26 protein-coding genes and 1 pseudogene are annotated in these 26637 nt (G+C 37.5%); 24 read left to right on the forward strand and 3 right to left on the reverse strand.

What is annotated here, in order from left to right:
• Positions 1–152: 152 nt before the first annotated feature.
• A pseudogene (locus tag AB5123_RS11090) lies at positions 153–512 on the forward strand (DDE-type integrase/transposase/recombinase); the annotation flags it as partial.
• Here the strand turns inward: AB5123_RS11090 and AB5123_RS11095 are convergent.
• Positions 457–609 carry a hypothetical protein gene (locus tag AB5123_RS11095; protein WP_368364830.1) on the reverse strand — a complete coding sequence of 51 codons (153 nt, stop codon included), beginning with the start codon at positions 607–609 and terminating at the stop codon, positions 457–459. The pseudogene AB5123_RS11090 and the gene AB5123_RS11095 overlap by 56 nt on opposite strands.
• Positions 610–761: 152 nt before the next feature.
• Here AB5123_RS11095 and AB5123_RS11100 point away from each other — a divergent pair, with 152 nt between their 5' ends.
• From AB5123_RS11100 to AB5123_RS11210, 23 genes are all read left to right on the forward strand, one after another.
• On the forward strand, positions 762–1469 hold the full coding sequence (locus AB5123_RS11100) for a LytR/AlgR family response regulator transcription factor (RefSeq protein WP_368364824.1): 708 nt from the start codon (positions 762–764) through the stop codon (positions 1467–1469).
• Positions 1469–2746, forward strand: coding sequence for a sensor histidine kinase (locus AB5123_RS11105; protein WP_368364825.1), 1278 nt, complete (start codon positions 1469–1471; stop codon positions 2744–2746). Before AB5123_RS11100 ends, AB5123_RS11105 begins: the two co-directional genes overlap by 1 nt.
• Before the next feature lie 138 nt (positions 2747–2884).
• On the forward strand, positions 2885–3052 hold the full coding sequence (locus AB5123_RS11110) for a hypothetical protein (protein WP_368364826.1): 168 nt from the start codon (positions 2885–2887) through the stop codon (positions 3050–3052).
• Positions 3053–3057: 5 nt separating this feature from the next.
• Positions 3058–3213: a cyclic lactone autoinducer peptide gene (locus tag AB5123_RS11115; protein WP_081856071.1), complete on the forward strand. Its 156-nt coding sequence runs from the start codon at positions 3058–3060 to the stop codon at positions 3211–3213.
• A gap of 58 nt (positions 3214–3271) precedes the next feature.
• The gene (locus AB5123_RS11120) at positions 3272–7252 is read left to right on the forward strand and encodes a polymorphic toxin type 44 domain-containing protein (protein ID WP_051706969.1); all 3981 of its coding nucleotides are present in this window, start codon (positions 3272–3274) and stop codon (positions 7250–7252) included.
• A gap of 21 nt (positions 7253–7273) precedes the next feature.
• Entirely contained in the window at positions 7274–7825 is a 552-nt protein-coding gene (locus tag AB5123_RS11125; protein WP_176825732.1) for a hypothetical protein, read from the forward strand.
• A gap of 736 nt (positions 7826–8561) precedes the next feature.
• Positions 8562–9146, forward strand: coding sequence for an accessory gene regulator ArgB-like protein (locus tag AB5123_RS11130; RefSeq protein ID WP_041337555.1), 585 nt, complete (start codon positions 8562–8564; stop codon positions 9144–9146).
• A 130-nt stretch (positions 9147–9276) separates the two neighbouring features.
• On the forward strand, positions 9277–9432 hold the full coding sequence (locus tag AB5123_RS11135; protein ID WP_081856071.1) for a cyclic lactone autoinducer peptide: 156 nt from the start codon (positions 9277–9279) through the stop codon (positions 9430–9432).
• A 58-nt stretch (positions 9433–9490) separates the two neighbouring features.
• Positions 9491–13204 (forward strand): amidase domain-containing protein, encoded by a 3714-nt coding sequence (locus AB5123_RS11140; RefSeq protein WP_051706968.1) that lies wholly within the window; start codon positions 9491–9493, stop codon positions 13202–13204.
• Positions 13201–13728 (forward strand): hypothetical protein, encoded by a 528-nt coding sequence (locus AB5123_RS11145; protein WP_022126883.1) that lies wholly within the window; start codon positions 13201–13203, stop codon positions 13726–13728. Before AB5123_RS11140 ends, AB5123_RS11145 begins: the two co-directional genes overlap by 4 nt.
• 273 nt (positions 13729–14001) lie before the next feature.
• A complete protein-coding gene (locus tag AB5123_RS11150) occupies positions 14002–15096 on the forward strand; it encodes a hypothetical protein (protein ID WP_176825763.1) in 1095 nt (364 codons plus the stop codon).
• A gap of 36 nt (positions 15097–15132) precedes the next feature.
• A complete protein-coding gene (locus AB5123_RS11155; protein WP_368364829.1) occupies positions 15133–15426 on the forward strand; it encodes a pre-peptidase C-terminal domain-containing protein in 294 nt (97 codons plus the stop codon).
• A 204-nt stretch (positions 15427–15630) separates the two neighbouring features.
• Positions 15631–16071 carry a DNA-directed RNA polymerase sigma-70 factor gene (locus tag AB5123_RS11160; RefSeq protein ID WP_022126884.1) on the forward strand — a complete coding sequence of 147 codons (441 nt, stop codon included), beginning with the start codon at positions 15631–15633 and terminating at the stop codon, positions 16069–16071.
• Positions 16072–16556: 485 nt separating this feature from the next.
• Complete coding sequence (locus tag AB5123_RS11165; RefSeq protein WP_022126885.1) at positions 16557–16760, forward strand: hypothetical protein; 204 nt, start codon at positions 16557–16559, stop codon at positions 16758–16760.
• 1 nt (position 16761) lies between these two features.
• Positions 16762–17109, forward strand: coding sequence for a type II toxin-antitoxin system PemK/MazF family toxin (locus tag AB5123_RS11170; RefSeq protein ID WP_041337553.1), 348 nt, complete (start codon positions 16762–16764; stop codon positions 17107–17109).
• Complete coding sequence (locus tag AB5123_RS11175; protein WP_022126887.1) at positions 17102–17260, forward strand: hypothetical protein; 159 nt, start codon at positions 17102–17104, stop codon at positions 17258–17260. The genes AB5123_RS11170 and AB5123_RS11175 overlap by 8 nt, the downstream gene beginning before the upstream one ends.
• Positions 17261–17272: 12 nt before the next feature.
• The gene (locus tag AB5123_RS11180; RefSeq protein ID WP_117925210.1) at positions 17273–17401 is read left to right on the forward strand and encodes a DUF3789 domain-containing protein; all 129 of its coding nucleotides are present in this window, start codon (positions 17273–17275) and stop codon (positions 17399–17401) included.
• Positions 17402–17464: 63 nt separating this feature from the next.
• On the forward strand, positions 17465–19009 hold the full coding sequence (locus AB5123_RS11185; RefSeq protein ID WP_022126889.1) for a recombinase family protein: 1545 nt from the start codon (positions 17465–17467) through the stop codon (positions 19007–19009).
• Positions 19010–19096: 87 nt separating this feature from the next.
• A complete protein-coding gene (locus AB5123_RS11190) occupies positions 19097–20035 on the forward strand; it encodes a recombinase family protein (RefSeq protein WP_022126890.1) in 939 nt (312 codons plus the stop codon).
• Positions 19974–21590 (forward strand): recombinase family protein, encoded by a 1617-nt coding sequence (locus tag AB5123_RS11195; protein WP_022126891.1) that lies wholly within the window; start codon positions 19974–19976, stop codon positions 21588–21590. Before AB5123_RS11190 ends, AB5123_RS11195 begins: the two co-directional genes overlap by 62 nt.
• Positions 21591–21652: 62 nt before the next feature.
• Positions 21653–22738, forward strand: a complete 1086-nt coding sequence (locus tag AB5123_RS11200) for an amidoligase family protein (protein ID WP_022126892.1) — start codon at positions 21653–21655, stop codon at positions 22736–22738.
• Between the two features lie 14 nt (positions 22739–22752).
• Positions 22753–23268, forward strand: a complete 516-nt coding sequence (locus AB5123_RS11205; RefSeq protein WP_022126893.1) for a gamma-glutamylcyclotransferase family protein — start codon at positions 22753–22755, stop codon at positions 23266–23268.
• Positions 23269–23281: 13 nt separating this feature from the next.
• On the forward strand, positions 23282–23551 hold the full coding sequence (locus tag AB5123_RS11210) for a hypothetical protein (protein WP_022126894.1): 270 nt from the start codon (positions 23282–23284) through the stop codon (positions 23549–23551).
• Positions 23552–23756: 205 nt separating this feature from the next.
• Here the strand turns inward: AB5123_RS11210 and AB5123_RS11215 are convergent, their stop codons facing one another.
• Positions 23757–25961: a stage V sporulation T C-terminal domain-containing protein gene (locus tag AB5123_RS11215; RefSeq protein ID WP_368364828.1), complete on the reverse strand. Its 2205-nt coding sequence runs from the start codon at positions 25959–25961 to the stop codon at positions 23757–23759.
• A 204-nt stretch (positions 25962–26165) separates the two neighbouring features.
• Complete coding sequence (locus tag AB5123_RS11220; protein WP_117956589.1) at positions 26166–26372, reverse strand: hypothetical protein; 207 nt, start codon at positions 26370–26372, stop codon at positions 26166–26168.
• Positions 26373–26637 lie beyond the last annotated feature (265 nt).

Raw genomic sequence — 26637 nt, forward strand, 5'->3', positions numbered from 1 at the left:
GGTGCATCGAAGATGACTATACGCAGAAGTATAAGTTGGTAAGACGGACAGTTGACAGCAGACTGCGGAGAATGATACAAAAGAAAAGGCAGGCGCTTGGAATTAAGGATGATCAGTCGCAGAGTTATGAGCAATCATATTAACTGTGATTTTATACTATGATTGAAGAGGCATCGAGGAAACACTTTATCTATCCTTACAAGGAGCAGAGCGGCTATTCGACCATTGATTCCACAAAGCGTGCAATTACTTTTTTCGGTTATGCTCCGAAAGTTATTCAGACAGATAACGGTGGCGAATTTACTAATTTTAAAAAGACAGACAGAGTGCATATTTTCGACCATTTCTGTAACAAATACGGTATTGTGCATAAACCTATACGTCCAAGAACGCCTTAGCATAACGGCAAGATTGAGCGAAGCCACAGAAACGATCAAGAGCGTTTTTACAACTTTCTTAAATTCTACTCTTTTGATGACCTTGCAGTTCAGATAAAAAGGTATTTATGGCGTTAAAACAACATTCCAATGGCGGTTCTGGGGTGGAAATCGCCTGTGCAACTACATAGCGAGCTTGACGGTTGACTGCGGCAAAAAAATCTTCTGTCATCTCTTGTCGCTATGCTCCTCTTTCTGACAGAAGATTTTCTGAGTTTTTTAGTTTCACATCATTGATAAATGAACATATTTTTATAAAAAATTATGATTTTGTATTGAAAAAGTTGGGATTTTGTGTTAAAATATAATTAAGGGGTTGATCTTATGAGGATTGCTATTTGTGACGATGAAAGAACTTACATTAAGAAGATAGAAAATGACATAAATTCCTTGAAGACTCATGAAAATGAATTTGAATTTTCAGAATTTGAAAGCGGGGAAGCATTTATTTCGGGATTCTCAAAAGATAAATATGATTTAATTATTCTTGATATTGAGATGAATGATTTAAATGGCTTGCAAACTGCTGAATTTTTAAGACAAATCGATAAAAATGTGATCCTTATTTTTATGACAAGTTATGATAAATTCGTTTATCAGGGCTATGAGGTTAATGCATTCAGATATATATTAAAAAATCAACCTGAACCTATTTATTTAAAACAGCTCAGCGATACAATTCAAGAGTATTATAGAAATAAGAAATACATTAAAGTTGTCGATAACGATATTGAGAAAGAACTTCTTACTGTCGATATTTTGTATATAGAGGTTTATTCGCATCAGATTGTCATCCATACCTTTAACAAAGAATATTATCAGAAAGGTAAATTATCAGATTATGAGAAAATGTTAGAAGAATGTTTATTTGTACGTTCCGATAAAAGCGTTCTGATAAACATTACTAATATTGACTATATTAAAAAGAATCAAGTATTTATGAAGAACGGCAAAATCTTATATGTCAGCAGAAATCATCTTGAAAAAATCACAAAAGCTTTTTTGAAATTTAGCAGAAACAGGTGGGGATAATGTCCGTTAGCGAATTGGTTATAGAAAGTCTGAATTGCCTTGTGGAGAGCATGGTTATAGTTTTCTATTTGTACAATATGATGAAAGAGGATTATAGATTTCGAAAAAAAGCATTGATTCCGGCAGTAATGCTCGGTTTTATTTTACTTGGTTCGGTAACTTTATTTTTTGAGTATCCATCGGTTCATTTGATCGCTACTTTTGTATTGATGATGGTGGTCTCAAACTTTATGTTTGAATGCAAAATCGGAAAAAGAGTATTCTGTTCTTCAATATTTTTGATAATAATACTTGCCTCAGAATCACTTCCAATGGGAATTTTATATATGCTCAATTTTGGAAGTCCTTTAGAACAATTAACTTCAGGAGCAGGAAGATATATCGGAATGACTTGTTCAAAGCTATTTTGTTTCTGGTTTTCGGTGTATGTAGTAGAGTACTCTAAAAACAAGCAGAAGGATATTCCTATTAAAAATTGGCTGTCAATTATATTGATACCCATTTTAAGCGTAGTCATTCTCAATGGTATTTTTGTATCATATGGTTTAAATCACAGACAGACGATAAATTACTTGATTTCCGTTATTGGTTTACTTGCACTTAATTTATTTGTATTTAACTTTTTTGATACATATGCAAACCAATTGAAAATGAAAGTCATGGAGCAAAGGCTGAAATCAGAAGAAGAAAATTATATGCTGATTGAAAGCAAATACAATGAGATAAGACAGTTAAAGCATGATATTAGTAATCAGATATCTGCGGCAAAATCCATGTTTAGTGATGGAAATCCAAAAGAAGCAATAAAACATCTGGACAAGTTATCAGATAGCTTATCAGATGCAGGCAGAATATGCTATACAGGTATTTCAGCCGTTGATGCTATTATTAATATGAAATGGCAGGAGGCATTAAATAAAAGCATACAATTCACAACTAAAATTAACTTGTATGAATCAATATCCATAGATAATATGCTGCTTTGCCGGATACTTTCTAATCTTTTTGATAATGCAATTGAGGGAGCTGAACGATGTTCGTATGTCAATAAATATATCTACATTTCATTGATACAAATTGATAATAAACTTAGAATTTGCGTTATGAATTCATCAGATGAGGTTGATACACAAAACCTTAAGTCGAGTAAATCGGGAAACGGATTACACGGTATAGGTGTAAGCAGTATAAAAAAGGCAGTGACTCAGCTTAATGGGGTTACATCTTTCGAGTGGGAGAATGGTATATTTACTGCTGATATATTAATAGAGTATTAACGAAGGTGACATTTAATGTCATAAAAAGTACTTTGGCGCAAAAGCCTTGAAAAAGATAAATAGTATACGCTATACTGAAAACTGGGAACATCCAGTAAAAGTATAGCGTATTTTTTTATCTTGGAGAGTAATTGATCGATGAAGAAACTGAATCAGGAAACAAAACGAGGACTTATTATAACGTTAATTCTCAGTGCAATCTACGGCATAACGGCAATAGTAACGGGACAAGCCTGCAGTATAACATATTGTCAGCCGAAAGAGCCTGAGAATTTGCATAAATTTTTTAAAAAGGAAAGGCGGTGAAAAATATGAAGGCAATTAAAAAGCTCATGTTGAAATATGGTTCATCATTGGCGGCACTTGCACTGATGATAGGCGTCAGTTCCAGTTCTCAGGCTTGCTGGTGGTGGTACAATCAGCCAAAAGAGCCTGAAGGTATGAAGAAATTTGTAAAAGAAGACTAATAAAAAAGCGGTAATGGAGCGCTTCGGCGCTCCGATACTGCGGAACGGAGGAGAAGTTATGCAAGGAAAAAACAACTTCAAACGAATACTTTCCGGCATAATGAGTGTAGCTATGGCAGCAACTCTTTTGCCGAGTTTGCCTGCAGTTGCAGAGGATGCAGCAGAAAAGTATCCCTATACAATGTTTGCCGCTTCTGATACAGAAGGAGCTATCACCATTAATGCTAATAATTTCTGTGTGAATGGAAATATAGCGACAAACGGCACAATTGTTTCAAGCGGAAATATGAATGTCAACGGTACGAAAACTGAGAATGCTGACGAAGAAATGATCTACATTCTCAAAAAACTGAACTACTCGTATTTCAGTGGCGATAACGTTGAAACATATGCTGACGATTACAGCTTTGAGGACCTGAACATCAACATTAATAATCCCATGGATGTTAACGGCACTCTAGAACTTACGGGAAATATTAATCTCAATTCAGGAATTAAAGCTGTTGAAGATGTTACCATCAATGGAGAGGTTAAGAATACGAACAATTCTGTTATTTGCTCCGAAACAGGAGATATCAATATCGAAACAAGCAACGTTAATTTCAGCGGCTTGATTTATGCTCCTTACGGAGATATCAACATCGATACAGATAACCTTAACCTCAACAATGTTATCATTATCGGACAAACTATCACCATCGACTGTCCTAGCATTAATGCTAATTACAGCAACAGTATGGCTGAACTTGTCGGAACAGAATCTGACATTGAGGTTGAGCTTTATGCTTTCGGAGAGTATAACAGCGATGCGAACAGCATAGATATGGAGTGGTACACCAATTACAAAAACAGCAGCTATGAGATATGGAGTTCAGATGATAATGTCAACTATACATCCGTAGCTGTCGTTTCGGATGCAACTACCTATCAGTACCCGATCACCGATGACTTTGAAACAAAATACTTCAAGGTTTCCCTTATCACCAATTACGGCGAGAGAATTGAATCAGTACCTTTTGTTGTAACAAAAACAGAAGATGGCTATTCTGTTGATTTTCTTGACAGCGACGGTGACGGGCTTCCGGACATTTATGAGAATATGATCGGTACAGATTTGAATAATCCCGATACTGATGGCGATGGACTGACCGATTATCAGGAAGTATACATAACAGGAACAGATCCTACAAAGTACGATTCAGTAACCGAGGGTGTTTCGGACGCTGATGCAGATTCTGACAGTGACGGATTGACCAATGCCCAGGAAATAGAGCTTGGAACTGATCCAAGAAATGATGATACGGACAATGACGGACTTTCAGATTACGATGAAATTAATATTTACGGAACTGATCCTCTCGTTCCGGACACAGACGGTGATGGCTTAAAAGATGGCGATGAGCCGTATATTGGACTTGACCCGACAAATCCTGAAACATTTGACGTTCCCGATGCGGAATATGTAAGCAATCAGACTATTGCCGAGAACAGCGAGGCTCTTAGGGAGATCAATACTGACGATAGTCCTTACAAAATGTCTATTGAAATTGAATCGACAGGTTATGTTGAGGGTAATTTAAAAGCAAAGGAAACAAGCTACTCAAAAGCAATAAGAAATGACGCCATTCTTGGCATTGCACCGGAGTTAACTTGTGGCAACTCTTGCAATATCAGCAAGGTTGTGTTAAAATTTAATATAGCTGATGAATCCGTAGACAATGAACTTAATCTATTCCCTGATGAGCCGGATTTACAAGGATTAAAACGTCTTACAATCTTCAAATACTTTGAAGATATGAATATGCTTCTGCCCATTGAAACAAAGTATGACCTTGAAAACAATACAATTTACACGGAGGTTGACGAACTTGGCACATACTGTATAATGGACATGGAGAAATGGCTTGCCAACCTTGGAATCGGCATTAACGAAGCTGAACCTATGTTGATGTCCTTTGAGGCTGAAGCGGTAGAAGATATAGCTGCTGAATTCAATGAAGAGTCTACACGTGTAGAATTTTCTGAAGAAACACTCGCTGAAATAAATGACGAGGAAGATACTCTTACTGAAGAAACTTTTGCTCCTGCAATGTTTGCTGCTGCTCAGACCAGAGGCGCTGTTACCGTTCAGACACCCGTTGATATTGCGTTCCTTATTCAGACTTCCGGTCAGCTTGAGGATACATTTAATTCACAATGCGAAATGATTGGTAATTTGATGGATTCCCTAATTGCTCAATACGGGAATGGTAATGTACGTTTCTGTCTTATTACTTATAATTTGAATGGAGCACAAGCTCTGAAATTTACATCTGACGGAAATATATGGTTTACCAACAGTGTGGCTGTTAAAATGGCTCTTAGCGCACAGCAATATGTGTACACTTCAGGTTATACTGATAGAGGTAATGCGTTTAAACTATTACAAAATAATGTTATTTTTAAAGAAACATCGGCAAAATTTATTTTTCAGGTAATGAATGGTTCTACGAATGTTGGTTCAATGTATTTTGATCAAATAAATACATGTGCGAAATTAGGCATAAATTATTCCGAGTTAATGCCGGCAGGTTACAGTTACATTGATCCTTCTTATGGACAGCAGGTAGATAATGCGATAAAGAGTACTGGCGGACTTAATCTAACATATGGTACAAATTCAGAGAGTAGTGTTTATAATCATATTGTGGGTAATGTTGCTCCACCTCATGTTGAATTTAAAGCCGTATTGCCAACAGGTTGGGAAACTATTAACCTAGTCAATGTGTTAGATCCTAATAATGGAGCAAAATCAGATAATGATGATTTAACCGACTGGGAAGAAGTTGACACTGAAAGTGGGCTTATTACATGGGATAACGATGGCAATATTCAGTTGCCTACCTTTGAACAGTGTTTGAATAAAGTTCATGATCAGGGTTTTTCTTATGTGTTGAATGAATACAGTGATTCGATTCCAAGTTATATGCATCGATATTTTTATGGCGTTGAGATTCTTCCAATTAAGTCAAATCCCTGTGAGGAGGATTCGGATGGGGATGGATTAAATGATGGTTACGATCCTAATTCACTTTCAGCAAATAATTATAGTTCACAGATGATTGCTCTTGACAATACTGAAACTGTTACAATTATTCAAAAATGCCTTGAGTATTTGGGATATCTTGATATGCAAAATCAGGCTTACGGTACTTTTGGTGGTTTGTCAATTGCTGCTACACAACTTTTCCAATTAAATCATCGTACATTTTCAGATGGTATTTCGTTTAAAAAAGATTCAAATGATTCATATTTTATTGATCTTAATACATATTATGCTATTTTATTAGAAGCAAAAAATAACGGATTCACAGATTTAGTTGAAGACATAGTATGGTTTAATGAAAATTACACTCCAAAGACAATGCCGTTGGAAGAATTTAATGCAAGTTTAAATCCTAATAATCCAGTGTTTATATCATCTGTTAAACGGAGTGATTTTGATAAGGATAATGTATATAACGATAAGGTGGATATTTATGTATATGATTATACGCCAATATTAAATGGAATTCTCAGATATGGAGCACAGGAATTTCACTTCCATTATTATTCGTGTAATCCTTCACCCGTAGAAAGTCTTAATTATCCTTGTCAAAAATATGATAACACATCCAATAAATGTGCTCGTTTAACAGGAGATTATTCCTGGATGATTAGTCAAGTGAAAAATAATGCTCCATATGATGTAAAAACAAGCGGAAGTTGGAATAATTTCATGAAAACTGTTAATGCGAATATTCGTTTTTCGACCAGTTCATTTCCATTTTTATATTCTGACATAATTATAAATGCTGAGATATTCGGAAACATTCTCTTCGGATATGCAGGACATGCTGGTGGCTTTACGAAAAAAGAATTAGAGAGTGGTGGTAGCTTATATTCATTCGTGACAACGGGAGAATTTGATAATACAGAGGATTCAACATACGTAAGATACGGATATGATCTTTACAATAATGTGATTAAAGATTATGATTACATTCATATTTCACAGTAAGATATATCCGGGGTAATTACTATGAAAAAAATATATATTATTGTGCTGATAGTATTAATTCCTGCTTTGTTTTTCATAATTAGTTTTATTTACAAGGAAAAAGTACATCAAGAGTATGTTAAAAACTGTTATAAGAATAACAAACAATATATGGAATCCATTGTTGATTATTTTGAAAAATATAAATATGATTCAATCCCTATGATTATATATTCACAAGATGACCATATAATCGAGAAGTGTTTAGGGAAAAATAGTGAATATATTGATTGTGGAGAAGAAACTTTTGATAAATATTTCACTTATATGCGGAATAAATACCAAAAAGACAGCCCTTATAATGTGTTTTCCTTTATTCGTGTAAACTATGATAATCAAGGAAATATGCTGATGTACTTTATAGTAAAAAACAGAAAAATTGAGAATGATAAGATACGAAATTATTACCTCGTGTATATTGATAATGAGTATAATGGACATGGTTCAGATTTAGCTATCGACAATTCCACAATCAAAAGCAAACCATTTTCAGGAAATTGGTATCTATGGTCTAAAGATGTTTTAAACGGATAATTTCAGTAATTTATTATTGCAATTAAAAAAAATAATTGCTTAATTATATTCAAAACCAAACAAGTTAAAATCGCCACTATATCTCATATCACAATAGGCACACTCTAACTGTTTAACAGGCTCTCAAAAAAACGATTTGGGAGCCTGCTTTTTAGAGTGATTGTATTTCCCTCATAATCATTGAGAACAGCTCTCTAAGGGCTTCTCCGCTTCTCTGACGGCTATAGTTAAGCAGAAGTCGGCTTGCAATGCCGTTGCGGATTTCATATACACAAAGGCAAATATTCCTTTTTAAGCGATGGATGGTTGATTTTTCGGAAACGATGTGGTATAAGTTTAATGAATTCGAAGAATATAATAGTTATACAACCCAAAATGGAAAATATACTATTTCATTAAGAAATTGCAGTGAAGCAGGTTTATCAGGTTCAATAAGATTAAATGTGTATTTGGTGCATAATGACAATGGATCAATCGAATATATTTGGAAAAAACGTCTTGATTATTACGATGATTTCACTCCATATATTAAATTTGCGGAACTCAATAATGAGGTAATTGTAAAATTTCATAAAAATATTTAACCAGCGAATTAGAAATCAAATAAATCAGAAAGAATCTATATATGAACAAATTATAAAAATAGATGAGCTTTAACGTCAAGAAATGTCATTTGACGTAAAACTATTGAAAAAAATAACTTAAACACGCTATACTAAAAGCGAGGTGATGAAAAATGATTTCAAAACTCGCAAAAGGTACGGCGTGTTTTTTTGTCGACAATAAAATAATAGAAGTGGAAGATTCTGAAGTTTATGCTTATGGAATAGAATTATTGTTATCTACAATCTTCAACTTAATTATAGCTATTATTATTGCTTTAATTTCCAATGAATTTATTCCTTGTGTTATTAATTTGACAGCGTTTGTAACTATAAGAATGTATGCCGGAGGATACCATGCTGATACGCATTGGGGATGTATGCTGACACTTGTGTGTGTACTTTCTGCTTTTATTTTAATAATAAAGACTTTTAGTACAGCTACGATAAGGTTTTTATCTCCGATTCTATGGGTTTTATCAGTATTAATTTTATATAAATTTGCACCGGTTGAACATCCAAACAAACCTATATCAGAGAAAAAGAAGATGAAGTTAAGAAAAAAATCTTTGATTTCATTTTTTATATGGACAATATTCTGCATTATTTTCTATTTTGTTAAAACAGAAGTATGCTTTTATGCAGTAACAGGAATATTTACATTAACTTGTGCAATGGTTGCAGAAAAAATAAAACTACTCATAAAATCATATTCATAACGTTGATTTTCAGTGCGGTCTACGGCATAACGGCAATAGTAACGGGACAAGCCTGCAGTATAACATATTGTCAGCCGAAAGAGCCTGAGAATTTGCATAAATTTTTTAAAAAGGAAAGGCGGTGAAAAATATGAAGGCAATTAAAAAGCTCATGTTGAAATATGGTTCATCATTGGCGGCACTTGCACTGATGATAGGCGTCAGTTCCAGTTCTCAGGCTTGCTGGTGGTGGTACAATCAGCCAAAAGAGCCTGAAGGTATGAAGAAATTTGTAAAAGAAGACTAATAAAAAAGCGGTAATGGAGCGCTTCGGCGCTCCGATACTGCGGAACGGAGGAGAAGTTATGCAAGGAAAAAACAACTTCAAACGAATACTTTCCGGCATAATGAGTGTAGCTATGGCAGCAACTCTTTTGCCGAGTTTGCCTGCAGTTGCAGAGGATGCAGCAGAAAAGTATCCCTATACAATGTTTGCCGCTTCTGATACAGAAGGAGCTATCACCATTAATGCTAATAATTTCTGTGTGAATGGAAATATAGCGACAAACGGCACAATTGTTTCAAGCGGAAATATGAATGTCAACGGTACGAAAACTGAGAATGCTGACGAAGAAATGATCTACATTCTCAAAAAACTGAACTACTCGTATTTCAGTGGCGATAACGTTGAAACATATGCTGACGATTACAGCTTTGAGGACCTGAACATCAACATTAATAATCCCATGGATGTTAACGGCACTCTAGAACTTACGGGAAATATTAATCTCAATTCAGGAATTAAAGCTGTTGAAGATGTTACCATCAATGGAGAGGTTAAGAATACGAACAATTCTGTTATTTGCTCCGAAACAGGAGATATCAATATCGAAACAAGCAACGTTAATTTCAGCGGCTTGATTTATGCTCCTTACGGAGATATCAACATCGATACAGATAACCTTAACCTCAACAATGTTATCATTATCGGACAAACTATCACCATCGACTGTCCTAGCATTAATGCTAATTACAGCAACAGTATGGCTGAACTTGTCGGAACAGAATCTGACATTGAGGTTGAGCTTTATGCTTTCGGAGAGTATAACAGCGATGCGAACAGCATAGATATGGAGTGGTACACCAATTACAAAAACAGCAGCTATGAGATATGGAGTTCAGATGATAATGTCAACTATACATCCGTAGCTGTCGTTTCGGATGCAACTACCTATCAGTACCCGATCACCGATGACTTTGAAACAAAATACTTCAAGGTTTCCCTTATCACCAATTACGGCGAGAGAATTGAATCAGTACCTTTTGTTGTAACAAAAACAGAAGATGGCTATTCTGTTGATTTTCTTGACAGCGACGGTGACGGGCTTCCGGACATTTATGAGAATATGATCGGTACAGATTTGAATAATCCCGATACTGATGGCGATGGACTGACCGATTATCAGGAAGTATACATAACAGGAACAGATCCTACAAAGTACGATTCAGTAACCGAGGGTGTTTCGGACGCTGATGCAGATTCTGACAGTGACGGATTGACCAATGCCCAGGAAATAGAGCTTGGAACTGATCCAAGAAATGATGATACGGACAATGACGGACTTTCAGATTACGATGAAATTAATATTTACGGAACTGATCCTCTCGTTCCGGACACAGACGGTGATGGCTTAAAAGATGGCGATGAGCCGTATATTGGACTTGACCCGACAAATCCTGAAACATTTGACGTTCCCGATGCGGAATATGTAAGCAATCAGACTATTGCCGAGAACAGCGAGGCTCTTAGGGAGATCAATACTGACGATAGTCCTTACAAAATGTCTATTGAAATTGAATCGACAGGTTATGTTGAGGGTAATTTAAAAGCAAAGGAAACAAGCTACTCAAAAGCAATAAGAAATGACGCCATTCTTGGCATTGCACCGGAGTTAACTTGTGGCAACTCTTGCAATATCAGCAAGGTTGTGTTAAAATTTAATATAGCTGATGAATCCGTAGACAATGAACTTAATCTATTCCCTGATGAGCCGGATTTACAAGGATTAAAACGTCTTACAATCTTCAAATACTTTGAAGATATGAATATGCTTCTGCCCATTGAAACAAAGTATGACCTTGAAAACAATACAATTTACACGGAGGTTGACGAACTTGGCACATACTGTATAATGGACATGGAGAAATGGCTTGCCAACCTTGGAATCGGCATTAACGAAGCTGAACCTATGTTGATGTCCTTTGAGGCTGAAGCGGTAGAAGATATAGCTGCTGAATTCAATGAAGAGTCTACACGTGTAGAATTTTCTGAAGAAACACTCGCTGAAATAAATGACGAGGAAGATACTCTTACTGAAGAAACTTTTGCTCCTGCAATGTTTGCTGCTGCTCAGACCAGAGGCGCTGTTACCGTTCAGACACCCGTTGATATTGCGTTCCTTATTCAGACTTCCGGTCAGCTTGAGGATACATTTAATTCACAATGCGAAATGATTGGTAATTTGATGGATTCCCTAATTGCTCAATACGGGAATGGTAATGTACGTTTCTGTCTTATTACTTATAATTTGAATGGAGCACAAGCTCTGAAATTTACATCTGACGGAAATATATGGTTTACCAACAGTGTGGCTGTTAAAATGGCTCTTAGCGCACAGCAATATGTGTACACTTCAGGTTATACTGATAGAGGTAATGCGTTTAAACTATTACAAAATAATGTTATTTTTAAAGAAACATCGGCAAAATTTATTTTTCAGGTAATGAATGGTTCTACGAATGTTGGTTCAATGTATTTTGATCAAATAAATACATGTGCGAAATTAGGCATAAATTATTCCGAGTTAATGCCGGCAGGTTACAGTTACATTGATCCTTCTTATGGACAGCAGGTAGATAATGCGATAAAGAGTACTGGCGGACTTAATCTAACATATGGTACAAATTCAGAGAGTAGTGTTTATAATCATATTGTGGGTAATGTTGCTCCACCTCATGTTGAATTTAAAGCCGTACTGCCAACAAATTGGGAAACGATAACCCTAAAAAATATTTTAGACCCTAATAACGGAGCAAACTCAGATAATGATGATTTAACAGACTGGCAAGAAGTTGATACTGAAAGTGGGCTTATTACATGGGATAACGATGGCAATATTCAGTTGCCAACTTTTAAGGATTGCTTAGAGAAAGCAAGCAATAAATTTTATGTTAGAAATGTTTTAGAGACATATTTAAAATATGCTCCAAGTACAATATGGAAAGTTTTTTTAAACGCTGAAATATTGCCGATTCATTCCAATCCTTGCGATGCAGATACAGATGGTGATGGTCTTTTAGATCACGAAGAAGTGATATATACAGGTTATACCGATCCATTAATACTATATGTATCATCACCATTTTCTAAGGATTCTGATGGAGATGATATTTATGATAAGTATGACTTAGAACCTTGGATTGTAAATGAATCATATGATAGAAATGCCGTATATGATTACATGAAGAAGTGGTCCGGAGATTATGACACAGTTGGTGAAAAGTACAATTATAGTGAGTATCCTAACTTTTCAGAATTAAGCGATAAAATGACTGATTGTACTAATTTTGCTTCTCAATGTTTATGTGCAGGTGGATTTAAAATGAATAATGATTGGTATTTTGGGAAAGCTGAAGGCTTAGCATCGCATATTCATGGATTATTTTCTCATACAGGAACATGGGATTATGGCTGGACTAAATCATGGTCTGTTGTAGTTGATAATTATAACTATTTTCGTTCTGAAGAATACGCGATGTATGAGGTATCTATAGGTAGAGATGAATCTATTGAGGAAGCTATATCCAAATATGATATACGTATGGGAGATTTGATTTACTTTTGTAAAGAAAAAGGACCAACACATACAGCAATAATATCCAGTGTGCAGAAAGATGAGATTCTTTATGCTGGTCATACCAAACCAAGATGGAACAAGAAACTATCAGAAACATTTGACGAAAATGAAGATTATACAAATGTCATCATTGTTTGCTTAAACGGTAGGGTTCCAGCATGAAGAGAAAAAACATAATTTGTGTAGCCTCTAGCATTTTTATTATAATCTTATTGGTATGTGTAATAATCAAATTAACTTGTATCGTTAATCTAGATGATGGTTCATCAACATCGATATCTGATGCTGAATATCTTGAAGTATCGGACTTAAGAAAATTATATATATTTATAGATGACGATGAAAAAAATCTTTTAGAAGAATTAGCAAAAAATATGATTTTGGATTCCTATTATAATAATGGATTTAATGATCAATATACAACCATTGTTTCTAATGATATTTTTAAAAGACTGAATCCAAATAATACAGGAAATAAGTTCGATTTTGAATTAATCAGCGTGGATGTGCAATGCCTATGTAGTGAAGATAAGGCTATTGTATTTTTTACTAAGGATTGTTCTATGCAATCGAGCAGCAATAGAATTGAATGTAAAATAGTTACAGACGGATCCATCCTTGATAGACTATACTTTGAAAAAATTAATGATGAGTGGAAAGTGGTATCTTTTTTACAATCGGCATGATTTTTGACTACCTAAAAATATCATATTAATATGCATAATCATGGGACTGCTGCAGCGTGTGCTCAACAGTCCCATTTTTCTCTCACTTGAAACTAAGAATATTACTGCGAATTTTCATTATTTAATTACAAAAAGAAAATATTAATAAATCAAGAACAAGCCTTACAGTTTACGTCGAATAAATTTATTTCGGGTAAAGAAGTTGAATATATTGTCTTAAAATGGTATGATACAATTGTTAGAGTGTAATAAAACAAAAAAGTGGTGATATATATGTTAAAAGAAATTATGGCACGAATTGCAGGAATAGTGGTAATAATTATTATTGCAATTATAGTAAATTTTGTATTAAAAAGAATTCCAAACGATTCAAACATCAAAAGATTTATACGGAAATGGGGTAGAATAATAACCAATGTTGCTACAACAGTAATAACGATTTTAACATTTATATTTCCGTGGATATCTTCTCCGATATTTGATGAAGATACTGAAGAATATTATGACGAACCATCATATTCTGAGGTCGTAACAACATCAAGCACTACTAATAAGACTACCACCGCTTCAACAACGAAAACTACTACCACTACTACTAATAATACCACTACAACTGAACCCCCTACAGAAAAAAGCGGTAATACTTACATTGATGCTATATCGCTGACAATAGGTGAAACATATGAAAAAACTTTTACATATTCAGAGGATAATGATAATTGTGTTTGGTATATTATAAATATTTCCGAAGACGGTTTATTATCATTAACGTTAAATGCTTCTGCTGGAGTGTATTGCAATATTAATTTAATATGTATCAATGGAAATGATAGACTTAATTATGATTGCGGACAGGATCGCATACTAAATCTTAACACGCCTATCCAAGCGGGTGAATATTATATAAAAATATCCTATGAGCAATCAGGTACATATTCTTTAAATAGTCAATTTAGTACAAGCGGATATAGTAAAGATGAGGAAATAAATTCACCATATCAAAATGCTAAACTGATTGAATCCAATACTTTAAATGGCCATATAGGATATAAAAGTAACCAGCCTAACGAAACCGATACTGATGATTTTTATAAACTAATTTTGAATTCTTTTCAATTATATACCTTTAATCTTACTATGGATTCAGATTTAAAAGCAAAGATATTTGTCATTGCTTCTGATGGCGCAACAGAAATATATAGCGATTACGGCAAGAATAAAGAAATTAAGCTTATTTGTCCGCTACAATCAGGAACCTACTATATTCGTATAGAGTGTTTGGAAAACTATGGCGGCTATCAATTGCAGATGAATTCTGTTGAAATAAAAAATTTGGACAGTGAACCTAATAATACATATCAAAATTAAATTGAAACAAAAGCTGATGAAACAATTAATGGTTCTATAGGCTTTGTAAACGATAAAAAAGAATACGATCAATATGATTGGTATATGTTTAATATTAATGAAAGGAAGCATATCATAATAAACACAAATTCACCAGAGCCATTTCAATACGAAATAAGATTGATTGGTACAGATGGAGAGCAAACTCTATCTTATACTACCTGTCGTGGTGAAATAGAAACTATTGAGTACGATTTAGAACCTGGTAGGTACTATATAAGAATTTATTCTTCCAATTATGGGGAATATGAGTTTAGTTATAATTTAAATTATGATTTTAACGATGGCTAACTTATTGGAATAATATAACATGAGGAGTATAACAAAAGCTTTTAAAGCCGAAAGTTATACTCCTTTTTCTTAACAGACCTTTTTGTTTTAAAAGCAGAAAGGTCTTTTTTATGCCCATTTTTAATTATTGGCAATGTTTTATTGCCAAATACCCATAAGCCTTCGTTTTGATTCAGAACGAAAAATCAAAACGGAGGTAAAAATATGAGCTATAATCATGGCTTGGAGGAAAAGAAATTTAAAGAACAGTGGCAGAAAACCGCTGAGGAGTACAGAAAAGCAGGGATGACTGAGAAACAGATAGCGGAAATTTATGAGTTTGACCGTGAGGTTTTCAACTCCAATCGGCGTTACAGAGAAAAAACAGTTGGACTGTTTGATAATTCAAACAGCAGAACGCTGACGGTTTATGATGATTATTCGACAAACAATCGTTATGGCTGGATCGATGAGATTGAGGACATGGAAGTGTATTCGCAGATCATGTCCTTGCCGGAAATCTGGCGTGAAGCTTTTACAATGTACATATTTGACGGGTACACTCAAAATGAAATTTCGTCAATTTTACTAAGAAATCAGTCGAATATATCCCGCGTAATTGATAAAATTGCTGAAATTTTAAGAAGTCAATTTTCAAACGCATAAAAAGGGTGTTCTCATCGGCTACAAGGTGAAAGGGAAAAAGGAGCGATCCAAATCCCTGAGAATCTTGACAACAGAATAACAGCATCGGGAAAACGTTAATCCTGCGGCCGGTATAAAATCTCGGCAGCCGCATGAACCATACGCCACGACCTCAGTTGAGCGAGCGATCAATATGACGTTCAGACCTTTGGACAGCAACCAAAGCAGGCGATGAAACGCAGGAGGATAATGATACTTCCGCCCAGCCACAGACTCAAGCAATGGGGGCGGCTCTATGAGAACCATAGTGGAGTGAGAGGCTCATGAGATGAATAAGCTGTTCATCGTTCCCGATGTTCCGCCGTGACGGGTATCTAGGATAAATATCACGGAAATTCGTCTGAAACTTACGAATCAGACGAAGGCAAAACGAATTAATAAGGCGGTTTGCATTCTTTTGCAGACCGCCTGTTACATATAAAAATAAAAGGTCAGGAGGCTGATATATGAAAGATAACGATATTCCTGAGAAATCAGATTTTTATAAATTTGGAGTAAACATTCCTGTACCAACAGTCAGGTTATCAAACAAACACCCATGTTATGGTTGTGTGTGGTATGACAAGAATGCTGATGTTCTTTTCTGCCCGTTTCATAACTGCGTTAGGAACAAAAAAGGCTTTGAAGTTCCGCAAAAGGTGGCGAAATGAAATGCTGATCAAACGAGGAGATATTTTTTACGCAGATTTAGATCCCGTAGTCGGTTCTGAGCAAGGCGGTGTTCGTCCCGTGCTGGTGGTTCAGAACAATATCGGAAACAGGCATAGTCCCACGCTTGTGGTTCTGCCGCTGTCAACAGTTAAGAAAAACAAGCTTCCTACGCATATCTGCATAAGAAATTCAAAAATACTGCCTAAAGATTCGGTCATTCTTGCCGAGCAGATTAGGACAATAGACCGCAGCAGACTTCGGAGCTATATAGGCTCATTGGACAGCGGGATAATAAATAAAATCGATGAGGCAATGAAAATAAGTATAGGAGTGGATTTTGATGACTAAATTCGGACAAGCAGAATACGGCGATTTTATGGCAAGAATGTTTGCCGATAAGCTTGATGAAATTCTTGAAACTACCGAAAAACAGAATTTCAACCGCAGAAACACAGAAGATATTTACAAAGAATTTGTATCGTCAAAAGATGCAGCTTAAGGAGGTATTAAGATGTTAGGATTTTTTATTGGCTTGCTTGTCGGAGCTTTTATCGGCATGACCGCAATGTGTCTTTGCACAGCGGCAGGGCAAGCAGACAAACATGAAAACTGCACAGATTCGGACAAAGAAATTCATTGAGTTTGATGATACCATTCCTAAAAAATTTGTGGTATCCTTGTTGGTTGAAAGGAGTGTGAGGAAATGCCGACAGTAACGGTAATACAGCCGACAATCACAGAAGAACAAAATACGAAGATCCGTTGTGCCGCATATTGCAGAGTAAGTTCAGACAGCGAAGATCAGCTTAATTCCTTTATGGCTCAGACAAGATACTACAGTCAGTTTTTTGAGAACTCCGAAACGGAAGAACTGATCGATCTGTACGCCGACGAGGGTATAACAGGTACCCGTGAGGACAAGCGTGACGAGTTTCAGAGAATGATAAAAGATTGCCGCAAAGGGAGGATAGACAGGATATACACCAAGTCTATCAGCCGATTTGCCCGAAACACTAAAGATTGTCTGAAAAACGTTCGTGAACTGAAATCTCTTGGTATTACGGTGTTTTTCGAGAAAGAGAATATCGATACAGCTAATATGACCGATGAAATGATGATAACAATAATGGGCGGTCTGGCTCAGGAGGAATCGACTTCGATTTCGCAGAATATGCGGTGGAGCATAAAAAAGCGAATGGAAAACGGCACAATGAAAATGTGCAACTCGGTGTTTGGATATGAACTTGTCAACGGTGAATTGATCTTAAATCAGGATGAAGCCCGGATAGTCAGAAAAATATTTGATTGGTATCTGAACGGATACGGAAGTGAAAAAATCGCTCAGATGTTAAATGAAATGGGAATTGGAAAAAGAGGTAGATCATGCCACTGGACAGGACCTACCGTGAGAGTTATGCTTAAAAATGAAAAATACATCGGAGATCAGCTGTTTCAGAAACGGTTTACAACAACCGTTTTGCCTCGTAAAAATTTGCCGAACAGAGGAGAATTACCTCAGTATTATTACACCGGATGTCATGAAGCCGTCATTTCAAAAGATGTATTTGACAGAGTGCAGGAATTAATACGTCTTCGGGGTGAAAATAAGCGGAATGAAAGCCGCGGTAATATACTGTCCAAGAAAATCAAATGCGGTGAATGCGGAACTACTTTCCGTATGAAAAATTGCAGAGGAAAAATATATTGGGTTTGCAGACTTCATACCGATGAAATAGAAAAGTGCTCGGTAAAACCAATAAATCAAGATAATATCCACTCTGCTTTTATCAGATTATGCAATAAACTTTGGTACAATTACAAACAAATCCTTGTACCTTTTCAAACAGCGCTGCATGATCTGAAACTCCGAAAACTCAGCAGTAAAACTCAGGTAATGGACATTCACAAGCAAACCGCCAAGCTTCGTGAACAGACACACGTCCTTGCAAGACTGAAAACCAAAGGGTTTCTGGACGAGGTAAAATACATTGAGCAGACTACGGAGCTTACAGCAAAAATCAATAAGCTGCAGGCCGAACTGAAAAAGCTTACCCGTTCCGATGACGAGGACGAAACAATTGACCAAATAGAAATGCTGATAGACTTTTTTGAAAAACAAAGTAATCCAATAACAGAATTTGACGAGTCGACGTTTGAGGGCATAGTTGAAAAGATCGTTGTGATAAATCAGCATGAGCTGGAATTTCACTTAATCGGCGGTTTAAAATTTAATGAGAAGATAAAATAGACAATTTCTACATCATAAATTTATTGCCTTTGGATATAGCTATTTCAAAGGCTTTATGGTATTGTTGTTTTCGGAGGTGAAATTAATATGCTCAAAAACAGAGTAATCCCATTCGGCTACTGCATGAAAAACGGCGAAATAACCACCGAGCCTAAAGAGGTTTACGCAGTTGCAACAATTTTCAGCGAATATCTTAATGGCAAAAGTCTTTTGCAGATTGCAAAGCTTATGGAGTCCGAAAAAATCCGATACAACAGTGATTCCGATCATTGGAACAAAAACATGGTCAAGCGGATCATAGAAAATGAAAAGTATCTGGGAACTGACAAATATCCGCAGTTGATCGATGAGGATATCTTCAGACAAGCAAATGAAAAGCGAGTGAGAAAAGCAAATTCACTTTGCACAATTTCAGAAGACCTATCGGAAATCCGAAAGGTTACATACTGCGCCGAATGCGGAGAAAAGGTTTTCAGAAAAACCAACGGCAAGGGTCGTGAATACTGGAATTGTGAAAACCCCGACTGCTTTAAATTTGAATATCGCATGACAGATCAGATGATAATGGGAGCAGTGATCACTGTTCTGAACTCTGCTGCTGCAAACCCAAGTTTAATTGAATGCGGCGGAGAGGTCAGCACATATTCCCCGACATCAGACATAGTCAGTCAGCAGAATGAGATAAATCGGATGACCGATGTATCTCAGATCAATTTTGAAAGAATAAAATCTGAGATCTTCAAGCTTGCCGAAATGAAATACGACTGCTGTACCTACAGCGACAGTCCGCAAAAAACAGAGAAAATCAAGGCTGTTCTTAAAGACCACGAGCAATTAAATACATTAGATATTGGCTTATTCAAAGCGTGTATTTCACGAATCTGGATAAGCCATTTTTGTACCATAGAGGTTGAATTTATCAACGGAGTACACATCAAAAATATCACAGAAAGGAATGACAAAAATGTCCACAGCTCCGAATGTAACGGTAATCCCTGCGAAAGTGCAGACAACGGAAAACCGTGATAAATATCACCAATTAAGAGTTGCCGCATACTGCCGTGTCAGCACAGAACAAGAGGAACAGCAGAATTCATATCAGGTACAGATCGCCTATTACACCGATTTGATCAACCGAAAAAAGGAATGGACGCTTGCCGGAGTTTTTGCCGACGAAGGGATCAGCGGAACTCAGACAAAGAAAAGGACAGAGTTTAACCGAATGATAAGAATGTGCAAAAACAAAAAGATCGACCTTGTGATAACGAAATCAATTTCAAGATTTGCCCGAAATACGGTGGATTGCCTTGAATATGTTCGACAGCTTAAAGACTTGGGTATTGGCGTGATTTTTGAAAAGGAAAACATAAACACGCTGACAATGACAAGCGAGTTTATGATTGCTTTGTACGGTTCATTCGCACAGGCTGAAAGTGAATCCATAAGCAAAAATGTTTCATGGGGAAAGGAAAAAGCCTACCGTGAGGGCAAGGTGTCCTTTCAGTATAAATATCTGCTGGGTTACAAAAAAGGTGCAGACGGCAAGCCGGAGATAGTTCCCAATGAGGCTGAAACTGTACGGTTGATCTTCAGTCTTTATCTTGACGGATATACCTTACATAACATCGCTCAGACCTTAATGAATCAAAAAAGAATTACCGCAACTGGTAAAAGTGAGTGGTCTAAGGGTGAAATTCAGAGAATTCTGAAAAATGAGAAGTATGTGGGAGATGCACTTTTGCAAAAAACTTTCACGGTCGATTGCATTACACACAAAGTTGTGAAAAATAACGGAGAGCGCCCGATGTATCTTATTACAGATCATCATACTCCCATAATCGATCGTGATACCTTTAACCGAGTACAGCAGGAAATTGCAAGGCGAAGTTCAAAAAGAAAAATATCCGATCATACCAAAACAGAGCAAGGAAAATACAGTGGAAAATATGCATTGTCCGAATTGTTGATATGCGGAAATTGCGGAACTCCGTACAGGCGCAGAATATGGACAAAAAACGGGAAAAAGCAAGTGGTCTGGCGGTGTATCAGCCGTCTGGAACACGGTAAAAAATACTGCCCCGATTCGCCTACGATCAAGGAAGAAAACCTGCACCGTGGAATTATTCGTTCGATAAATAACTACTATTCCTGCCGTGACGATATTGTTCGGATATTAAAAGCTAATATCGGATCGGTGTTGGAGTGCCAGGGGCAGGAGGAAATACTTTCGATTGAAAAGCGACTGAAAGAGATCGACCAAGCAAGAACGGATCTGGTCGGACTGATAGTTTCCGGCGGCTGTGACGAGGACAAGCTTGACAGTGAGTTTGCAAAGCTTTATGCCGAGGAACAAGAGTTAAGCGAACGATTGGAAATGCTCAAATCGCAGAATAAAACTTCTGCCGAAACTCAGCAAAAGCTTGATAAGATCACGGACATGATAGAGCATGAAAAATTCGAGTTGGAAACCTTTGATAATGTGTTGATCAGAAAGCTCATCGAATGTGTAAAAGTCTTAAGTAAAACCGAAATACTGGTGATCTTCAAGGGCGGGTATGAAGTCAGAACGGAAATTGAATAATGTGAAAACAGCTTGCGGAGAAATCTGCAGGCTGTTTTTTTCGGAAACGAGGTGAAAATTAAATGGCGAAAAATTTTGAGGGAATAAAAAACCAACGTTACGGAGTTGAAATTGAATGCACCGGCTTAACAAGATCGTCAGCGGCAAAGGCGGTGGCAAAGGTTTTGGGCGGTTCGCCGGAGCATTACGGCGGCAGTTATGACAGATATGATGTTAAAGACAGTAAAAACAGAACATGGAAGATCATGTCCGACGCAAGTATACGATGTACAACGAAGAACGGCTCTTCGGCTTCAAAGCTGTATTCTGTGGAGCTTGTAACTCCGATTCTGGAATACGAGGATATGCCGACGCTTCAGGAGGTCGTTCGTTCTATTCGCCGAAGCGGAGGCATTTGCAACGAGTCCACAGGAATTCATATTCACATTGATTTTTCTCCGTATGACGCGCAAAAGCTTAGAAATCTTGTAAATATTTTTGCAAGCAAGGAGGATATGCTGTATCAGGCTTTACAGGTAGATTCAAACCGTGAACGGAATTATTGCAAAAAGGTAGATAAGCACTTTCTTGAAGAATTGAACAGAAGAAAGCCGACGAGTTTACAGACCATAAAACGGCTTTGGTACGGAGATGACGCCGATTATCACTCACATTACGATCCGTCACGGTACAGGTGTTTAAATTTACATCCCGTCTTTACGGATAACAATATTGAAGTGAGAGCTTTCAACAGCTGCCTGAATGCAGGCGTGCTCAGGGCGTATATTTCGCTGGTTCTGGCGGTCAGCAATCAGGCGTTAACGCAGAAATCTGCAAGCCCACGGGTAACGCAAAGTGAAAATCCTCGTTATACGTTCAGAACATGGCTTATCCGGATAGGACTGAACGGACAGGAATTCAAGAACTGCCGCAAACACTTGCTTTCTCATCTTGAGGGCAATATTGCTTGGAAAAATCCCGAGCAAGCCATAGCTCAGCGAGAAAGGCTCAGACAGGAGCGTATCGCCGCCCGTGAGCAGCGTGTTGAGCCTGTAAGCGAGATTCGGGAGTTAAACGAAAATGTACCCGATGAGATTTCTGAGCCGACAGAGAGCGAATGTGAGGGCTTTGAAGAAGATCAAGATTTAGACATAGAAATGGCTATGTAGATCGGAGGTCGAAGATGAAAAACAAACAGTTATATATTGCATACGGCAGCAACATTAATTTGCAACAGATGGCATACAGATGTCCGCATTCAAGGGTTGCGGGAACATCTGAGATTAAGGATTTTGAGTTGGAATTCAGAGGCGTTGCGACTATTGTTCCGAAAAAAGGAGCAAGCGTTCCTGTTCTGATCTGGGAGCTTGACGACAGAGATTTGCCAGCTTTAAATCGCTATGAGGGTTATCCGAGACTTTACAGGCAAGAAAAAATGTCTTTTGAGCTGGACGGCAAAGAAGTTGAGGGTATGGCGTATCTGATGAACCAAGGAGAGATCGCTCCTCCGAGTAGACAGTATTACAATACGATTTTGCAGGGGTATAGAGAAAACGGTTTAGATAAAAGTTATCTTCAGACAGCTTTGGAAAATTCACTGCAGATTGAACATATGGTAAATGATGAATTTGACGAAGAATATTGTGCGGAAGATTATGATGGATATTACGACATTGATGATTTTCAGATGAAATTTTAAGGAGGTTTGCGGTTTGAAATACAAAGGGTTTCATGTAAAAATAACTCCCGACAGTGATCTGCTTCGGGAGGATAAGGATGGAAATGATGTCCGTTGTGAGGGTTTTACTATTGAAGTTTTTGCAGATGAGTCCGAACAGCTTGAGATAGATATTTTTTCGGCTACTGTGGATTTTGAACTGCTGGAAAACAGTCTCGAAGAAGCGGAGCAGTTCGCTAAGGATTATATTGACTGCGAGGAAAAAGAGTACTGCAGAATGATAGATGAGTATAACGAAGATTGATTGGCAGCGTAAAATTGGATGTTTGAACTGAGCATCCATTTGGTATCAGCAAGACATCGCAGCGTGGTTTGCAGTTTGCCCTCCGATCCATTTGTATGGGTCGGAGGGTTTATTATTATGTTGGCTGCGGAGGACATGGGGCAATGACTGATATAATAGTACAGAAAAAAGGACTGCTGCGGTCAGGCGGCGGTCCTTTTTGGTATTATTCTTCGATTTGTTTGCCCAAGAACATGGCGGCGGCTTTGGCAAGCATGGATTGTTTATCGGTACAAAGCTCGGTATCGTCGGTAGCCATGAATGCCACAGCGCCTGTTATATCGCCGTTTGTGAGGATAGGGGCGATGGTGAGGGCGTGGGTGGTGATACCCTCGACGGCTCTAAGCGGCTCGGCTGTGGTATCGGTATAGTCAAAGGTTTTGCGGTTTTCCAAAAGCTCCTCCAGGGCAGGGGAGAGGCGGCGCTGGGAATACTCTTTTTTCGGCACGCCTGACACTGCCACGACGTGGTCCTTATCGAATACCACGGCAGGCGCTCCCCCAAGCTTTGAGATGACTTCCGCTGCCTGAGCTGCGCCCTCGGACATTTCGTTTATTGCGGAATATTTTTTGAATATCACCTCGCCGTCGGGGTTGGTGTAGATCTCGAGGGGGTCGCCGTTACTGATAACGTTGACACTAAGAACCTTGCCTTTGCTATTTTTTATAACATTGACAAGCTGTCCGGCTGACTTTTTGATCTCAGTGCCTTTATTAAAATTTTCGGCAGCTTTTTCGCTGACATCTGCCATTGCTGATACGCTCTCAGGTTTGTCAAGTGTACCGTATTTTAGCAGGCAGTCAATGTCAGCTTTTAGTTGAATATCTATGTGACCTTCATAAACTGTTATTTTGTCGATTATCAGATTTATGTCATTTTTATCAAGGGTAGGCTTATTTAAAATATTGTCGAAAATTTCAAATACAGTTTTTGCAGTTCGGTTTACTCTTACTATGGCATTGTTTTTATCCACCGCCAGTTGCAACTGGTTTTTCAGTCCCTCTATTCGCAAGGTAAGCTCGTCGATCATTTCAGTGTAGGTTTCCTCAATGATCTCTGTACGCTCAGGGTGACGCATTACATCTCTTGTCTGCTGACGTGTGAGCATTTTCATTTCAGCTTTTGCGTCCTCGATCTGTCCTTTTATCAGCTCCACGACTGACTTGCTGTTATTGCTTGCGTTCTGCTCCTTAGCAATGGAGTTTTGCAGACGTTCGATCATATCCTGCGAATTGTCACGGACTTTTTGAATGTACTCTTTTAGCAGTTTATCAAGCATATCGACCCTTGTGTGATGTGATGTACAGCCTTTTGTTCCTCGTCTGTGATATGTTCCGCAGGTATAAGCGGCGGCAATATCGTTTCTGCTCATTGAGAACATTGGTGAACCGCAGTCGCCGCAGTAGAGAAATCCGGAATAAGCATTCTCGTATTTTCTTACACCACGATAGTGAGATGTGGTACGTTTTTTGAGATTCTCCTGTGCCAATGCGAACACTTTATAATCCACGATCGGCGTGTGGTTGTTTTCAAATACAATGTGGTCAGTTTCGTGTTGCTTGACTTCATCGCCGTTGATTCTCTTGCGGCGGTATTTGCCTTGACGGAGCGTGCCGATATAGAAATCGTTTGACAATATTTCGCTGATAGTTACCAAACTCCACGTTTGTTTTGCCTCACGCTTGCACTCTTCACCGTTCGCCTCTTTTCGCATTTTCTCACACATACGAGGGGTAGGGATATGCTTTTCTGTAAGGTAATTTGCAATTTTTTTATAGCCCCAGCCCTCATTGTACTTTTCAAAAATATCACGCACCACCTGTGCGGCAGGCTCGTCAACATCAAATTTCATTGTTTTGCTGTTGGTCATAACGTAACCATAAGGCACGGCACATATCCATTTGCCTTCTTCCTGACGGCGTTTTATTACTGACTTGACTTTTTTTGAGGTGTCGGTAACGGGCATTTCGTTAATGAGAAATCTAAATTGGATAGCTGTCCAATCGTCATAGGTAGGATAATCAATGTTGTCACCTATTGAGATTATCCTCATACCGGCGTCACGGAGATCTTCAAGCTCTACAAGACCTTTGCTGTTGCGGCGTGAAAATCTTGAGAAGTCTTTGACGATAAGGATATCATATTCCATTTGCAGCATTTTTTTACGCAGTTCTTGATACCCCTCACGCTGTTCAAAGGTATATCCCGAACGGTCACGATCTTCGTAAAATTCAAGCGTGCTGTCAGGAAATTTTCGTTTTACAAAGTCAGTTATGATAGCTTTTTGGTTCTCGATAGAGGTGTTGTCCCTGTCCATTTCCTCGTCAACAGAAATTCGGCAGTAGCCTGCTATGCTGTATTTTGTGCTCATAACTTTCACCCTTTCTTTGATATAGTGGTACAATGTTGTCGCTTTTGATGATAGATCTTACCCTTGCGGATACATACAATGTTGTTAGTTTATATGTTTTATTACAAATAATATTGTATCACATCTTTGCCCAAAAGGCAATAGGCAAAGGATATAAAAATAATGGTGGAGTGTATGTAAAGTGCACCATAGGTGCACTCGCTGTCAGAGAGTAATATTATGGTGGAGAAGATTTTCAGTACATTCGTACAGATCTTTAGAACCTGAGCGGAACACGGCAACTTTAAATTTTTCACCGCTAAGCTCCTTTATCTTGCACTCAACCAAGTTCATAACTCTCTCATTTTGTTGTTCTGCATTGCTCAGCCAGATCTGAGCGATGCCTGATTTTTCGTTCTTTATTATCTGCAAAAGCAACACTCCTTATTACGATTTTTGCCTTTTTTGTATAGTGTTAATCAGTTTGCACATTTTGTTTATCGCCTCGTTTCTATATGATTTTATTGTCCTATGACACCTATTGCAAAGTTCGTATTTACGCCCCTTTGAGCGTGATTTCTGTAACTTGCGACCCCTAATTTTCTTTGAAAGCCGTATCTTGACCCCATAAAAAATATGCACAAAGACTTTTCTAAAAGTGCGTATTTACGGCACTTTTGCGGCGAGCTTTGCTCGT

Origin of the sequence: Ruminococcus sp. RTP21204st1_B2_RTP21204_210225 (assembly GCF_040914135.1) — a bacterium.
Lineage (GTDB): Bacteria > Bacillota > Clostridia > Oscillospirales > Ruminococcaceae > Hominimerdicola > Hominimerdicola aceti.